This window comes from Microbacterium pseudoresistens, from assembly GCF_013409745.1.
In the GTDB taxonomy this organism is placed as follows: domain Bacteria; phylum Actinomycetota; class Actinomycetes; order Actinomycetales; family Microbacteriaceae; genus Microbacterium; species Microbacterium pseudoresistens.
In genome coordinates this window covers 2,793,946-2,809,286 of sequence record NZ_JACCBH010000001.1, presented here as the reverse complement: position 1 = coordinate 2,809,286, position 15,341 = coordinate 2,793,946, and the positions used below count along the sequence as shown (strand labels likewise).

Sequence of the window (15,341 nt, the reverse complement as noted above, 5' to 3'; positions counted from 1 at the left end):
AACCCCCAAAGCTCGGAGGACAAGATGGGGAACCCGCTGAAGAAGACCATGGTCTACCTCGGCCTCGCCGATGAGGAAGAGGTCTACGAGGAGGAGGCCGTCGCCCCCGTGCGTCGTGAGCGCGAGCAGCATCGCGACGAGGCCAAGCCGGCCGCGCCGGTGACCCCGCTGCGCCGGCCCACCGCCGTGCGTCAGCCCACGGTCGGCGCCGTCAACGAGATCCTCACCGTGCACCCCAAGCAGTACCGTGACGCGCAGCTGATCGCCGAGAACTTCCGCGAGGGGATCCCGGTCATCATCAACCTGTCGCAGATGAGCGACGCCGACGCCCGGCGCCTGATCGACTTCGCCAGCGGACTGTCGCTGGGGCTGTACGGTCGCATCGAGCGGGTGACGAGCAAGGTGTTCCTGCTGTCGCCGGAGAGCGTCGCGGTGTCGGGTGAAGGCGGAATCGCCGGGGGAGACCCCGAGGCCGTTCTCGCCCACTCCTGACAGGTGTCACCGGTCTCGCTGATCGCAGCGATCCTCAATCTCCTGCTCCTGCTGTACTTCCTCCTGCTCTTCGTGCGTCTTGTGCTCGAATACATCCCCCTGTTCAACAGGGGATGGCGACCACGGGGAGTGGGGCTGGCAGCGGCGGAGATCGTGTACACCGTCACCGATCCGCCGATCAAGCTGTTCCGACGCCTCATCCCTCCGCTGAGGCTCGGACCGGTTGCGCTCGATCTCGGGTTCGCGCTGACGATGCTCGTCGTGCTCATCCTGATGTCGATCACGCGATCCTTCATCTGACTGCCACCTGAACGCACGCCATCGCACGACTCCGACGGGGAGACTATGCTCGTCATGAAGTGCGGGCCGCGGCACATGCTCAACGTCCACCTGGCCGCCGAGGAAAGAGGAGCCACCCATGGCATTGACGCCGGATGACGTCGTCACCAAGCAATTCCAGCACGTCCGTTTCAAGGACGGCTTCGACCCCGACGAGGTCGACGACTTCCTGGACGAGATCGTCATCGAGTGGCGCAAGGCCCTCGACGAGAACGCCGAGCTGAAGGCCAAGCTGGCCGCCTACGAGTCCGGCGAGCGCGCCCCTGCGGCGACACCCGCTCCTGCTGCCGCCGCACCGGCGGCGACTCCTGTCGCCGGCTCCGAAGGACTGGGATCGACCGCGACCGCGGGAATCATCGAGCTCGCCCAGCGCCTGCACGACGAGCACATCGCCGAGGGCAAGACGCAGCGCGACCAACTCATCGCCGATGCGAAGTCGCAGGCGGCGAAGATCCTGTCCGACGCCGAGGTCAAGCAGCGCGAGCAGACGAGCCGCCTCGAGCGCGAGCGCAATGTGCTCGAGAGCCGGATCACCGAGTTGCACGACTTCGAGCGCTCGTACCGTGCGCAGCTGCGCACCTACATCGAGGGTCAGCTCCGCGACCTCGATTCGCAGGCGGGGCCGTCGGACGCATCGGACAACCCGGTGTCTTCGTTCGGACGATAGGACTCCCCGTTGCCGGGACGTCGTCCTCTTCACGGGTCGGCGGCCGGCGCGATCGTGGCGATTCTCGCCGTGGTCGTGCTGGCCGCCGATCAGTTCGTGAAGCACCTCACGATCGAGAACCTGCCGCGGGAGAAGGTCGTTCCCGTCTGGGGCGAGTTCCTGCAGCTGTACTACGTGCGAAACTCCGGTGCCGCGTTCTCGCTGGGATCCGGGGTCACATGGCTGTTCACGATCGCCCTGGCCGTGGTGGCCGCCGTGATCGTGTGGAAGACGTTCGCGGTTCGCGCCCGGCTCTGGGCGGTCGTGCTCGGCTGTCTGCTCGGCGGTGTGCTGGGCAACCTGAGCGACCGGCTCTTCCGTGAGCCCGGCTTCGCTGTCGGACACGTCGTCGACATGATCTCGATGCCGTGGATGATGCCCGCGATCTTCAACGTGGCCGACATCTTCATCGTCACCGGGATGATCTCGGTCGCCCTGCTCGTCGTGCTCGGCATCGGACTGGACGGTACACGTGAGCGTGCGGTGCCGCAGGAACACGACGGCGAGTGACGGTGGAGCACCGCTCTCTTCCCGTGCCCGACGGGCTCGACGGCACCCGTGTCGACGCGGCCCTGGCGAAGATGCTCGGATTCTCGCGAACCTTCGCCGCCGACGTGGCGGCCGCCGGCGGTGTCGTCGTCGACGGCGCGACGGTCGGCAAGTCCGATCGTCTCCGTGGCGGCGGATGGCTCGAGGTGAGCTGGGAACCGCGGCAGGCTCCGCGGATCGAGCCGATCGCCGTGCCCGCGCTGGGCATCGTGCACGATGACGCCGACATCGTCGTGGTCGACAAGCCCACCGGTGTGGCCGCCCACCCCTCGGTGGGCTGGGATGGGCCGACCGTGGTCGGCGCCCTCGCCGCAGCAGGCTTTCGCATCGCGACGAGCGGAGCTCCCGAGCGGCAGGGCGTCGTGCATCGGCTCGATGTCGGCACGAGCGGACTCATGGTGGTCGCGAAGACCGAGCACGCGTACACGGTTCTCAAGCGCGCGTTCAAGGATCGCACGGTCGACAAGATCTATCACGCCGTCGTGCAGGGCCATCCCGACCCGCTCGCCGGCACGATCGACGCGCCGATCGGGAGGCATCCGAGCCATTCCTGGAAGTTCGCGGTCACCCCCGACGGCAAACCGTCGGTGACGCACTACGAGACGCTCGAGGCGTTCCCCGGGGCCTCGCTGCTGGAGATCCACCTCGAGACGGGGCGCACGCACCAGATCCGGGTGCACATGGCGGCGCACCGCCATCCGTGCGTGGGCGACCCGCTCTACGGCGCCGACCCGACGATGGCCGCCCGTCTGGGGCTGACCCGGCAGTGGCTGCATGCGCACCGCTTGGCGTTCGCGCATCCGGCGACCGGCGAGCGGGTCTCGTTCGAGTCGCCCTACCCGGAGGATTTCGCCCGGGCACTGGAGCTCCTCCGCGCGGACTGAGCGTCCGTACGCGCCCTCGATCTCGTTCCGGTCGCCCATTCGCGAACGAGGGGCTGGGGGCGAGGCGTCCGTGCGCCCCGCAGGGAGATAGGGTCAGACGGGGAGGCGACGATGAGGGGCATCGCGACGATGAGGGGCATCGACAGACGCACGGCTCTGCTCGGCCTGCTCGCCGTCGGGATCACGGGATGCGCGGCCGCGCCGCGCGGGCCGCAATCGTCGACACCGGGGCCCTCCGAAGCTCTGCATCACACACCGCATCCGACGGCGCACGCCGCGCCGCTACCCCCGCCGCCGCACTACGTGCCCGACCCGGACGCGGTCGCAGAGCGCTTCATCGGCGCCGTCCCGACGGCGTGGGGCATGGATCTTCCGGGGATCACGACACAGCTGGCGGCCTCGACGGATGCATCGCTCGGACCGCGCATCGCGCTCACCTTCGATGCGTGCGGCGGACGCGGCGGATCCGACATCGACCACAAGCTGATCGACGGGTTGCGGGCCACGCGCACCCCGGCGACGCTGTTCCTCAACGCGCGGTGGATCGAGGCCAATGCCGCCCTCGCCGCGGAGCTGGCCGCCGATCCGCTGTTCCTGCTCGGAAACCACGGCACCCGCCACGTTCCGCTCTCGGTCATCGGCGCGAGCGCCTACGGCATTCCCGGTACGGCATCCGTGGCCGAGGCCGTGGCCGAGGTCTGGGGCAACCACGTCGTGCTCACCGAGCTCGTGGGAACCCCGCCGACGCTGTTCCGCGCAGGCACCGCGCACTACGACGACGTCGCCGTGCAGATCGTGCACGACCTCGGCGAGACTCCTGTCGGCTTCTCGGTGAACGGCGACGGCGGAGCCACGTACTCGGCCGATGTCGTGCGCAGCGAATTCGGTCGGGTGGCCGACCGCGGCATCATCCTCGCGCACATGAACCAGCCCCAGGGCAGCACCGCCGAGGGGGCGCTCCCGGCTGTGGCTTCGCTGCGCGTGCACGGCTTCCATTTCATGCACGTCGTCGAGCCCGTGTCGGAGGCGTGAACGTAGACTCGGGGCATGGCGTCAGACTCCTTCGTCCACCTGCACGTGCACAGCGAGTACTCGATGCTCGACGGCGCCGCCAAGATCGCCGCGATGACCCAAGCCGCGGCCGACTACGAGATGCCCGCCATCGCCGTCACCGACCACGGCAACACCTTCGCGGCGTTCGAGTTCTACAACGCGGCGAAGGCGGCGGGCGTGAAGCCCATCATCGGCCTCGAGGCATACGTGACACCGGGGACGCACCGCAGCGACAAGTCCCGCGTCGCCTGGGGGTCGCCCGATCAGAAGAGCGACGACGTCTCCGGGTCCGGTGCCTACACCCACATGACGATGTGGAGCCAGAGCACCGCGGGGATGCACAACCTTTTCCGCCTCAGCTCGCTGTCGAGCATGGAGGGCTACTACTTCAAGCCGCGCATGGACCGCGAGCTGCTGCAGACGTACGGCAAGGGGCTCATCGCCACGACCGGATGCCCCTCCGGCGAGGTGCAGACGCGCCTGCGGCTCGGGCAGTACGACGCGGCACGAGCCGCGGCGGCGGAGTTCCAGGACATCTTCGGCAAGGAGAACTACTTCGCCGAGATCATGGATCACGGCCTGTCCATCGAGCGCCGGGTGGTGAGCGATCTGCTCCGGCTGGCGAAAGATCTCGACATCCCGCTCGTCGCCACGAACGACTCGCACTACACGCACCAGCACGAGGCCGATGCGCACGCGGCGCTGCTGTGCGTGCAGTCCGGATCGACGATGGACGATCCCAACCGGTTCAAGTTCGACGGCGACGGCTACTACATCAAGACGGCGCAGGAGATGCGCCAGCTCTTCCGCGATCATCCCGAGGCGTGCGACAACACCCTGTTGATCGCCGAGCGATGCGAGGTCGAGTTCGACACCGCCGCGAACTACATGCCGCGCTTCCCCGTGCCCGACGGCGAGACCGAGGACAGCTGGCTCGTCAAGGAGGTCGAGCTCGGGCTCCACTATCGCTATCCGAACGGGATCCCGGATGCGGTGCGCAAGCGGGCCGAGTACGAGACCGGGATCATCCTGCAGATGGGGTTCCCGGGGTACTTCCTCGTCGTCGCCGACTTCATCAACTGGGCCAAGGACAACGGCATCCGCGTCGGTCCTGGCCGCGGCTCGGGCGCCGGCTCGATGGTCGCTTACGCGATGAAGATCACCGACCTCGATCCGATCGAGCACGGGCTCATCTTCGAGCGGTTCCTCAACCCGGATCGCGTCTCGATGCCCGACTTCGACGTCGACTTCGACGACCGGCGCCGCGGCGAGGTGATCGAGTACGTCACCGAGAAGTACGGCTCGGAGCGCGTCGCGCAGATCGTCACCTACGGCACGATCAAGTCCAAGCAGGCGCTGAAGGACGCCGGGCGCGTACTCGGCTTCCCGTTCAGCATGGGGGAGCGGCTGACCAAGGCCATGCCGCCGCCCGTCATGGGCAAGGACATGCCGCTGGACGGCATGTTCGACTCGGCGCACCCGCGCTACAAGGAGGCCAGCGAGTTCCGCACTCTCATCGAGACCGATCCCGAGGCGAAGACGGTCTTCGATCGCGCCCTGGGGCTGGAGGGCCTCAAACGCCAGTGGGGCGTGCACGCCGCGGGGGTGATCATGTCGTCCGAGCCGCTGCTCGACATCATCCCGATCATGCGTCGCGAGCAGGACGGCCAGATCGTCACGCAGTTCGACTACCCGTCGTGCGAGACGCTCGGGCTGATCAAGATGGACTTCCTGGGACTGCGCAACCTCACGATCATCTCGGATGCGCTCGACAACATCCGCATGAACCGGGGTGAAGAACTCGATCTGGAGCATCTCGCCCTCGATGACCGGCCCTCGTACGACCTGCTCTCGCGCGGAGAGTCGCTCGGGGTGTTCCAGCTCGACGGCGGACCGATGCGCTCGCTCATGCGCTTGATGAAGCCCGACAACTTCGGCGACATCTCGGCGCTCATCGCCCTGTACCGACCTGGCCCGATGGGCGCCAACTCGCACACGAACTACGCGCTGCGCAAGAACGGCCTGCAGCCGATCACGCCGATCCATCCTGAACTGGAGGAGCCGCTCAAAGACATCCTCGAAGAGTCGTACGGCCTGATCATCTACCAGGAGCAGGTGATGGCGATCGCGCAGAAGGTGGCCGGGTTCAGCCTCGGACAGGCCGATATCCTGCGCCGCGCGATGGGCAAGAAGAAGAAGTCCGAGCTCGACAAGCAGTACGAGGGCTTCTCCGGCGGCATGAAGGAGCGCGGATTCGGCGAGGGCGCCGTCAAGGCGCTCTGGGACATCTTGCTGCCCTTCTCGGACTACGCCTTCAACAAAGCCCATTCCGCCGCCTACGGCGTCGTGTCGTACTGGACGGCCTACCTCAAGGCGCATTACCCCGCGGAGTACATGGCCGCGCTGCTGACCAGCGTTGGCGACTCCAAGGACAAGATGGCGCTGTATCTCAACGAGTGCCGCCGGATGGGGATCAAGGTGCTGCCGCCCGATGTCGGCGAGTCGATCAACTTCTTCGCGGCCGTCGGGGAGGACATCCGCTTCGGCCTGGGTGCCGTCCGCAACGTCGGCACCAACGTCGTCGACGGCATCGTCGCGGCACGCGAGGGCGAGGCCTTCGGCTCCTTCCACGAGTTCTTGAGCCGCGTGCCGCTGCACGTCGCCAACAAGCGCACCGTGGAATCGCTCATCAAGGCGGGCGCGTTCGACTCGATGGGGCACACCCGTCGCGCCCTCGTGGAGATCCACGAAGATGCCGTCGAGGCGGCGGTCGGCATCAAGCGCAACGAGGCCACCGGAGCCATCGGGTTCGACTTCGACAGCCTGTACGAGGCCGATGAGGTGCCGCCGCCCCAGGTGCCGGATCGGCCGGAATGGACCAAGAAGGACAAGCTCGCCTTCGAGCGCGAGATGCTGGGGCTGTACGTCTCGGATCATCCGCTGGCGGGCCTCGAGGTGCCGCTCGCCAAGCACGCGTCGATCGCCATCAACAACCTCCTCGAGTCGGAGGATCTGCAGGACGGCGATCAGGTGACGGTCGCCGGGCTCGTCACGAGCGTGCAGCACCGAGTGGCGAAGGCCAGCGGCAACCCCTACGGCATGATCACGGTCGAGGACTTCCACGGCGAGGTCACCATCATGTTCATGGGCAAGACCTACCTGGAGTTCCAGAGTCTCCTGCAGCAGGATGCCATCCTCGCCGTGCGCGGCCGGGTGTCTCGCCGAGACGACGGGCTGAACCTGCATGCGCAGTCGGCGTTCATCCCGGATGTCGGCTCGTTCGACGCCAACGGCCCGCTCTCGCTCGTCGTCGCCGAGCAGCGTGCGACGGAACGCGTGATCGAAGACCTCGCCGAGGTGCTGCGCCGTCACTCCGGCGACACCGAGGTCACGCTGCGCATGCACCGGGGCGACCGGGCGAAGGTCTTCGAGGTGCCGATGCCGGTCGCCGTGACGGCGGATCTGTTCGGCGACCTGAAGTCGCTTCTCGGCCCGCAGTGCCTCGGCTGAGCGCATCGAGCGGGATTCCGGTGCCGTCCGTGACCGCTGGCGACGGCGGTTCAGCGTCACGTCGAGCGGCCCGGGTAGGATCGGGTCGCGTTGGAGGCGCCACGTCGCGCACGACGACGAAAGGATGTTCATGACCAGCCACGACAGCGCTGCGCCTGCGGACGGGCGCGCAGGCGCCGATCCCGCCGGAATCGATGTGAGCGGCGAGGTGATCGCGGATCCTGTGACGGACGAGGCCCTCGCCGCAGACGACGGCCTCTTCGACGTCGTGCCGCAGGAGGGCTACGCCGGATTCACCCTGCGTGAGCTGATCATCGGCGGTGTATGGCTCGTGGCCTTCGTGCTCTCCTTCTTCCCCGTCGGCCGCTCGGCGCTGGGCGACGGCCTGTCGATCTGGGCCCTGGACGGACAGTGGCTGCTCACGATCGGCATCAGCACCGTCGCGGTCTTCCTGCTCGTGCTGCGTCGGCTCTCGCCCGACGGCATCCGTCGGGTCGGCTCTCTCGGCATCGACCAGTTCGCCTCCGTCGCCTTCTCGGTCGCGGCTGCGAGCTGGGCGGTGCTGCTGTGGCAGCAGATCCACGTCATCACCGTGATGGGCGTGTCGTTCCTCGGCGCCTGGGTGACATGCGTCGAGCTGCTGCTCTCGCTCGCCCTCGTGGTGCTCACGGTGTTCGCCCCGCTCGTGCCCGTGATCCGTGAGGACTTCCACGGACGTCAGGAGTCGCTGGCGCATCGCTACGCCGACCCCGTGCGTCCGGTCGTCGCCCGCCCGCGCCCCGCGGCGGATGCGGTGTCTGCCGTCGATGCGGATGCGGTCGATGACGTCGCCGATGCCGGCATCCCGCAGCGGTTCTCGTTCGAGCACGCCGCCGGCGGCGAATCCGGCGTTCTCGAGATCGACGGTCTCGACGACTCGTACATACCCGCCTACGCGCGCGGCTCGTCGATCGCCCCGGCAGAAGCCGCGGGCGAGCCGATCGTCGCCCAGAGCGACAGCACGGAGATCACCGGCAGAGAGATCACCGGTACCGAGGTCGCCGACGGCGAGGACGACGACCGCATCGAACCGCAGGACGAGGCGGCATCGGAAGAGCATGTCGACGAGTCCGAAGACGTCGATGAGCCCGAGGACGTCGACGGGTTCGAGGCGCCTGAACCGGTGCCCGCGGTGTCCGGTGTCGCCGAGGCGCACCCGGACGCGCTCACCGAGGTCTTCGGCGACATCGCCGTCGACGAGAATGCGGTGCAGGAAGCCCGCCCCGCCGACGCCGGACAGCCGTTCTGGGCGCTCGCGCCCGAGATCCGCCCGGTGCACGACGAGAAGGGCGAGGTGATCTACGAGATCGGTCCGGATGCGTGGACCCTCGTGCTGGAGGATCGCGACGGCGCCTATGTCGTCCGCCACGACGACGGCCGGATCGGATACCTGCACGATACGACGAACATGACACGAGGCTGAGCACGCAGATGCAGATCATCGACCTGAGGGAGCGCTCGCTCACGCCTGCCGAGATGCTGGCCGCCGTTCCGCGCGCGGCCGCGGCCCGTGCCGAAGCGCTGGCCGCGGCGACGGAGATCGTCGCCGCGGTGCGCGACCGCGGCGAGGAGGCGCTTCGCGACCAGGCGGAGCGCTTCGACGCGGTGACGGGGCACGACATCCGCGTGCCGGCGGCGCACCTCGATGAGGCCCTCGCCGCCGTCGATCCCGAGGTCCGCGCCGCGCTGGAAGTGGCGATCGAGCGCGTGCGCCGGGCCTCGGGCGCGCAGGTTCCCGAGCCGAGGATCACCGAGATCGGGCCGGGAGCGCGCATCGAGCAGCGTTGGCAGCCGGTCGGCCGCGTCGGCGTCTACATCCCTGGGGGCAAGGCTCCGCTCGCGTCGAGCGTCGTGATGAACGTCGTGCCCGCGCAGGTCGCCGGCGTCACGCGCATCGCGCTGGCCTCGCCGCCGCAGCAGAGCGCGGGCGGCCGCGTGCACCCGACCATCCTCGCGGCTGCCGCGCTGCTCGGCATCGACGAGGTGTACGCGATCGGCGGCGCGGGGGCGATCGGGGCGTTCGCGTACGGCGTCGACGCGATCGGGCTCGATCCCGTGGATGTCATCTCGGGTCCCGGCAACAACTACGTGGCCTCGGCGAAGCGCGTGGTCGCGGGCGTGGTCGGCACGGATTCCGAGGCGGGCGCGACGGAAATCCTCGTCGTCGCCGACGCCCACGCGGATCCGCGTCTCATCGCCGCCGACCTCGTCAGCCAGGCCGAGCACGACGAGCAGGCCTCGGCCGTGCTCGTCACCGACTCCCCGGGGCTCGCCGACCGCGTCGCCGTCGCGGTGGCGGACGCCGCCGAGCGCACGGCGCACACGGCCAGGGTCGGCGCGGCGCTGGCCGGGCCGCAGTCCGCGATCGTGCTCGTGGACGACCGCGACACCGCGGTCGCGTTCAGCAACGCGTACGCCCCCGAGCACCTCGAACTGCACCTCGAAGACGCCAGGAATGCGGCGTCGCGATTCACGAGCGCGGGGGCCGTCTTCGTCGGCGACCAGACGCCGGTGAGCCTGGGCGACTACATGGCCGGAAGCAACCACGTGCTGCCGACCGGAGGCCAGGCACGGTACGCGCCGGGGCTCGGCGCTTACACATTCCTGCGCCCGCAGCAGGTGATCTCCTATGATCACGATGCGCTGGCGACGGTGCGAGACGGGATCGTCGCCCTGGCCGAGGCGGAACTGCTGCCCGCGCACGGCGATGCCGTGCAGGCCCGTTTCGCGACGCCCGCGTAGTCTTACTCACTATGCATTGCCCGTTCTGCCGTCATCCCGATTCACGCGTGGTCGACTCGCGCACCAGCGACGACGGGCTCTCGATCCGCCGGCGTCGGCAGTGCCCGGAGTGCGGTGGCCGCTTCACGACCACCGAGACCGCGAGCCTGAACGTGATCAAGCGGTCGGGGGTGATGGAGCCCTTCAGCCGTGAGAAGGTCATCGCCGGAGTTCGCAAGGCCTGCCAGGGTCGTCCGGTCACCGATTCCGACCTCGCCGTGCTCGCACAGCGCGTGGAGGAGACGGTGCGTCAGACCGGCGTCTCCCAGCTGGACGCCAACGACATCGGTCTGGCCATCCTCGGCCCGCTGCGCGATCTCGATGAGGTGGCGTACCTGCGGTTCGCGAGCGTGTACCAGGCGTTCGAGTCGCTGGAGGACTTCGACGCCGCGATCGCCGAGCTCCGCGCCGAGCACGGCACGTCTTCGCCGGCATCCGCAGACCGGTAGCCTGGCACGGATGTATGCGCTCCTGTTCCGACTCGTCTTGTCGCGATTCGACCCCGAGTTCGCCCACCACGCGGCCATGCTGGTCATCCGCATCCTCGGCGTCCCTCCGTTCTCCTGGATCGCACGTGCGCTGACCCGTCCGGATGACGCGCATCGGGTCGAGGCGCTCGGACTCGTCTTCCCCACGCCCTTCGGGGTCGCGGCGGGCTTCGACAAGAACGCGGTCGGCGTTCGAGGGCTCTCGGCCCTCGGTTTCGGCCACGTCGAGATCGGAACGGTGACGGCTCTCGCGCAGCCCGGAAACCCGCGTCCTCGGCTGTTCCGGCTCATTCCGGACCGTGCCGTGATCAACAGGATGGGGTTCAACAACGACGGTGCCGCAGCGGCCAAGCCGCGACTGGAGCGTCTGCGCCGCCGCCGGCCCTCCGCCGTGATCGGCGTGAACATCGGCAAGAGCCGGGTCGTCGCCGTGGAGGACGCCGTCGCCGACTATGTCGCTTCGGCCGAACTGCTCGCGCCGCTCGCCGACTATCTCGCGATCAACGTGTCGTCTCCGAACACACCGGGCCTGCGCGGGCTCCAGACGGTGGAGACCCTCGCCCCGCTGCTGCGCGCGGTCAAGACCGCGGCGGGGACGACCCCTCTGCTCGTGAAGATCGCCCCGGACCTGCCCGACGACGAGGTCGAGGCCATCGCACGCCTCGCCGTCGCCGAGGGCCTCGACGGGCTCATCGCGACGAACACCACGATCTCGCGCGACGGACTGCAGACGGATCCCGCGGTCGTCGCCGCGGCAGGGGAGGGTGGACTGTCCGGCGTTCCGCTGCGCGAGCGATCGCTCGCGGTGCTGCGGATCGTACGCGCCTGCGTTCCCGCGGAGTTCTGCGTGATCTCGGTGGGCGGGATCGAGACCGGCGCCGATGCGCGGGTGCGGCTCGAGGCCGGCGCGACTCTCGTGCAGGGGTACACGGGCTTCCTGTACCGCGGCCCGCTGTGGGCGCGGCAGATCACGCGCTCCCTGCGTCGCGCGGACTGATCAGGCCGGGTACTCGCCGCGGCGCACCTGGGGCTTGGGCAGACGCATGAAGCGCATCTGCATGGAGCGCATCGCGGCGTACCAGCCGAGCCCCTTCTCGCGCCGCTCGATGCCGAACTTCTCGGCCGCCTTCTTCTTCACGCGCCAGCTCAGCAGCGCCATGTCGGCGATCACGAGCACGATGTATCCCCACAGTACGATGAACGCCCAGTACGCGACCGCCGTGTTCGGCACGAGCGAGGCGAGGATCACGGCGAGCATGAGCACCATGACCCATTCGCTGAGGTGCCAGCCGGCGTCGACGTAGTCGCGCACCCACCGCCGCTGCGGCCCCTTGTCACGCGGCGGAAGGTACTTCTCGTCGCCGTTGGCCATCCCGACCCTGGCCTTGTCCCGCCGCTCCTGCAGCTCCGCCTTGGCGCGCGCACGCGCCTCCTTGGAGTCGACGACGAGCGGACGACGGCGCGCCGCCTCCTGCTCGGCGCGCGTCGGCGTCGGGCGTCCCTTGCCGGCGGCCGTCGAGGCGTTCTCGTCGTCGGTCGAGGGGGAAGCGGGGGTTTCGGGCACGAAGGCTCCTGACGTATCGCGATTCGGGGTTCGCCTTAAGATTACTCGCATGGCTTCTTCCCCCTCATCCCTGCCCGATCCGGTCGACGCCGCGGTGGTCGACGCCGTGCGCAACGGCATCCCCGCGGCCCTGGGAGATCTTGGCGATCTCGTGCGCATCCCCGGAATCGCCTGGCCTGCATTCGATCAGGACGAGCTGGTGCGCAGCGCCGAGGCGGTGGCCGCCCTCGCCGCGGGCACCGGCGTGTTCGACAGCGTGCGCGTCGTGCGCGCCGCGATTCCCGGCACGGATGAGGTGGGCCAGCCCGCCGTGCTCGCCACGCGCGCCGCGAAGAACGGCCGGCCCACGATTCTGCTCTACGCGCACCATGACGTGCAGCCCCCCGGCGACGACGCGCTCTGGGAGACGCCGCCCTTCGAGCCGACCGTGCGCGACGGGCGGCTGTACGGGCGCGGGGCGGCCGACGACAAGGCCGGCGTCATGGCGCACATCGCCGCCCTGCGCGCCGTGTCGGAGGCCATCGGGGACGACTTCGATCTGGGCGTCGCCCTGTTCATCGAGGGCGAGGAGGAGTACGGCTCGCGCTCGTTTGGGCAGTTCCTCAGCGACAACCGCGACGCGCTGCGCGCCGACGCCATCGTCGTCGCCGACTCCGGCAACTGGGATTCCGAGACGCCGGGCCTCACCGTCTCGCTGCGCGGCGCCGTGCGCTTCACCCTCACCGTACGCACCCTCGACCACGCTTCGCATTCCGGGATGTTCGGGGGAGCGGTGCCCGATTCGATGATGGCGACGATCCGCCTGCTCGACACGCTCTGGGACGAGAACGGCGCCGTCGCCGTCGACGGCCTGCTCGTGCGCGATGCGGAGACGCCCGAGTACGGCGAGGAGACGCTCCGCGACGAGGCGGGCCTGCTGCCCGGCGTCTCGCCGATCGGCGACGGCAGCATCCTCAGCCGCATCTGGAACAAGCCCACCGTCACGGTGACCGGTATCGACGCGACCTCGGTCGAGCGCGCCTCGAACACCCTCGCTCCGCAGACCAGCGTCGTGCTGAGCTGCCGCATCGCCCCGGGGCAGGATCCGCAGGAGGCGTACGACGCCCTGCAGCGGCACCTGCGCACGAACGCGCCCTTCGGCGCCGAGGTGACGTTCTCGGATGAAGACCTCGGATCCCCCTTCCTCGTCGACACCAGCGGGTGGGCGGTCGAGCTCGCGCGCGCCGCCATGACCGACGGATACGGCAAGGCCCCCGTGGATCTCGGCGTCGGCGGGTCGATCCCGTTCATCGCAGACCTCGTGGAGACCTTCCCCGCGGCGCAGATCCTCGTGACCGGCGTCGAGGATCCGCACACGCGCGCACACAGCCCCAACGAGTCGCTGCACCTCGACACGTTCCGCAATGCGGTCGCGACGGAGGCGCTGCTGCTGGCGAGGATGAACGCCCGCACGCTCTGAGCCAGTGTGCGGAGAGTTCTGCGCGAGGAGCCCGGCGCCCGGCCTGTTCCGGCCAGACGGCGGTAGAATCGCACGGAGAACGGTTTCCGCCGACGGTCACCTCAAGGAGCGACATGAGCGACATCACCCTCACCCCCGAGACCACCCGTGCCCACGGCGTCAGCCTGACCGACGCCGCTGCCGCCAAAGTCAAGAGCCTGCTGGAGCAGGAGGGGCGCGACGACCTGCGCCTGCGCGTGGCGGTGCAGCCGGGCGGCTGCTCCGGACTGATCTACCAGCTCTACTTCGACGAGCGCTACCTCGACGGCGACGAGACGGTCGACTTCGACGGGGTCGAGGTCATCGTCGACAACATGAGCGTGCCGTATCTCGACGGCGCCGCCATCGACTTCAAGGACACGATCTCCGAGCAGGGCTTCACGATCGACAACCCCAACGCCGGCGGTTCGTGCGCCTGCGGCGACAGCTTCCACTGACTCGCGGAGGGTGCTCGAGACCCGATCGTGACCACGTCGAACCTGCATGGTTGGCGTGAATAGGGTGAGAGGTTGCCCTAGAATGAATGCAGCCTTGTCCGTGATCTGAAAGGTGCATCGTGCCCTCGAAACGCCGCCTTCGCTGGGCCGCTCTTCCTTTGGGAGCAGCGGCTGCCGTGGCCCTCGCGGGGTGCTCCTCGCTCGAGGCTCGTGGCTTCCTCCCCGGCTTCGACGATGGCACGTTCGCCACCAACCACACCGAGCGGGTGACCTCCCTCTGGGTGAACTCCTGGATCGTCCTCCTCGTGGTCGGCGTGGTCACCTGGGGCCTGATGGGATGGGCCGCCGTCGCGTATCGGCGCCGCAAGGGGCAGACGGGCCTGCCCGTGCAGCTCCGGTACAACATGCCGATCGAGATCTTCTACACGGTCATTCCGCTCATCCTGGTGCTCGGCATGTTCGCGTTCACCGCGAGGGACCAGACCCTGATCGAGACGCAGTATGACGACCCGGATGTCGAGATCACTGCGATCGGCAAGCAGTGGTCGTGGGACTTCCAGTACGGCCACAACGACGACGCCGTGTGGACGATGGGCGTCCAGGCTCAGCCGGACAAGGACGGCAACGTCGATCAGGCCGCGCTGCCCACGCTCGTCCTTCCCGTCGACGAGAAGGTGCGCATCGAGCTCCAGTCGCGCGACGTCATCCACTCCTTCTGGATCATCGACTTCCTTTACAAGAAGGACATGTACATCGGCAAGGACAACTCGTGGTCCTTCACGCCGACCCGTATCGGCGAATACCAGGGCAAGTGCGCCGAGCTGTGCGGCGAGTACCACTCGATGATGCTCTTCAACGTCAAGGTCGTCAGCCAGGACGACTACGAGGCCTATCTCGACGAGCTGCGCGCCGACGGGAACACCGGTGACATCACCGACGCCTACGACCGCCTGTCGAACCTGCCCGGCACCGGTCCGAGCACCGAGGAAGGGGAGTAACAC

General features: G+C 68.6%; 15 protein-coding genes. 14 read left to right on the top strand and 1 reads right to left on the bottom strand.

Annotation, left to right across the window (positions count from 1 at the left end):
* The first annotated feature begins 24 nt into the window (after nt 1-24).
* The 11 genes from BKA02_RS13765 to BKA02_RS13715 all read left to right on the top strand — a co-directional run bounded on the left by BKA02_RS13765 (nt 25) and on the right by BKA02_RS13715 (nt 11,838).
* A complete protein-coding gene (locus tag BKA02_RS13765) occupies nt 25-492 on the top strand; it encodes a cell division protein SepF (protein WP_179434904.1) in 468 nt (155 codons plus the stop codon).
* 3 nt (nt 493-495) lie between these two features.
* Nucleotides 496-792 (top strand): YggT family protein, encoded by a 297-nt coding sequence (locus tag BKA02_RS13760; RefSeq protein ID WP_179434902.1) that lies wholly within the window; start codon nt 496-498, stop codon nt 790-792.
* A gap of 118 nt (nt 793-910) precedes the next feature.
* The gene (locus tag BKA02_RS13755; RefSeq protein ID WP_179434900.1) at nt 911-1,498 is read left to right on the top strand and encodes a DivIVA domain-containing protein; all 588 of its coding nucleotides are present in this window, start codon (nt 911-913) and stop codon (nt 1,496-1,498) included.
* A gap of 69 nt (nt 1,499-1,567) precedes the next feature.
* Nucleotides 1,568-2,047, top strand: coding sequence for a signal peptidase II (gene lspA / locus BKA02_RS13750; protein WP_343045443.1), 480 nt, complete (start codon nt 1,568-1,570; stop codon nt 2,045-2,047).
* 2 nt (nt 2,048-2,049) lie between these two features.
* Nucleotides 2,050-2,970 carry an RluA family pseudouridine synthase gene (locus BKA02_RS13745; RefSeq protein WP_179434896.1) on the top strand — a complete coding sequence of 307 codons (921 nt, stop codon included), beginning with the start codon at nt 2,050-2,052 and terminating at the stop codon, nt 2,968-2,970.
* Between the two features lie 111 nt (nt 2,971-3,081).
* Nucleotides 3,082-4,002: a polysaccharide deacetylase family protein gene (locus BKA02_RS13740; protein WP_179434894.1), complete on the top strand. Its 921-nt coding sequence runs from the start codon at nt 3,082-3,084 to the stop codon at nt 4,000-4,002.
* Nucleotides 4,003-4,017: 15 nt separating this feature from the next.
* The gene (gene dnaE, locus BKA02_RS13735) at nt 4,018-7,533 is read left to right on the top strand and encodes a DNA polymerase III subunit alpha (protein ID WP_179434892.1); all 3,516 of its coding nucleotides are present in this window, start codon (nt 4,018-4,020) and stop codon (nt 7,531-7,533) included.
* A gap of 130 nt (nt 7,534-7,663) precedes the next feature.
* Nucleotides 7,664-8,995 (top strand): hypothetical protein, encoded by a 1,332-nt coding sequence (locus tag BKA02_RS13730; RefSeq protein ID WP_179434890.1) that lies wholly within the window; start codon nt 7,664-7,666, stop codon nt 8,993-8,995.
* An 8-nt stretch (nt 8,996-9,003) separates the two neighbouring features.
* Nucleotides 9,004-10,314 carry a histidinol dehydrogenase gene (gene hisD / locus BKA02_RS13725; protein ID WP_179434888.1) on the top strand — a complete coding sequence of 437 codons (1,311 nt, stop codon included), beginning with the start codon at nt 9,004-9,006 and terminating at the stop codon, nt 10,312-10,314.
* An 11-nt stretch (nt 10,315-10,325) separates the two neighbouring features.
* Entirely contained in the window at nt 10,326-10,802 is a 477-nt protein-coding gene (gene nrdR / locus BKA02_RS13720) for a transcriptional regulator NrdR (RefSeq protein WP_179434886.1), read from the top strand.
* Nucleotides 10,803-10,812: 10 nt separating this feature from the next.
* Nucleotides 10,813-11,838 carry a quinone-dependent dihydroorotate dehydrogenase gene (locus BKA02_RS13715; protein WP_179434884.1) on the top strand — a complete coding sequence of 342 codons (1,026 nt, stop codon included), beginning with the start codon at nt 10,813-10,815 and terminating at the stop codon, nt 11,836-11,838.
* On the opposite strand, the gene BKA02_RS13710 is transcribed toward BKA02_RS13715, so the two are convergent.
* On the bottom strand, nt 11,839-12,405 hold the full coding sequence (locus BKA02_RS13710; RefSeq protein ID WP_343045427.1) for a DUF3043 domain-containing protein: 567 nt from the start codon (nt 12,403-12,405) through the stop codon (nt 11,839-11,841). It lies immediately after the preceding gene.
* A 49-nt stretch (nt 12,406-12,454) separates the two neighbouring features.
* Between BKA02_RS13710 and BKA02_RS13705 the strand changes: the two genes are divergently transcribed.
* The 3 genes from BKA02_RS13705 (at nt 12,455) to ctaC (ending at nt 15,338) form a co-directional block, all read left to right on the top strand.
* Nucleotides 12,455-13,864, top strand: coding sequence for a dipeptidase (locus BKA02_RS13705; RefSeq protein WP_179434880.1), 1,410 nt, complete (start codon nt 12,455-12,457; stop codon nt 13,862-13,864).
* A 113-nt stretch (nt 13,865-13,977) separates the two neighbouring features.
* Nucleotides 13,978-14,340 (top strand): iron-sulfur cluster insertion protein ErpA, encoded by a 363-nt coding sequence (erpA, locus tag BKA02_RS13700; protein ID WP_179434878.1) that lies wholly within the window; start codon nt 13,978-13,980, stop codon nt 14,338-14,340.
* A 119-nt stretch (nt 14,341-14,459) separates the two neighbouring features.
* Nucleotides 14,460-15,338, top strand: a complete 879-nt coding sequence (gene ctaC, locus BKA02_RS13695; protein ID WP_179434876.1) for an aa3-type cytochrome oxidase subunit II — start codon at nt 14,460-14,462, stop codon at nt 15,336-15,338.
* The last annotated feature ends 3 nt before the right edge of the window (nt 15,339-15,341 follow it).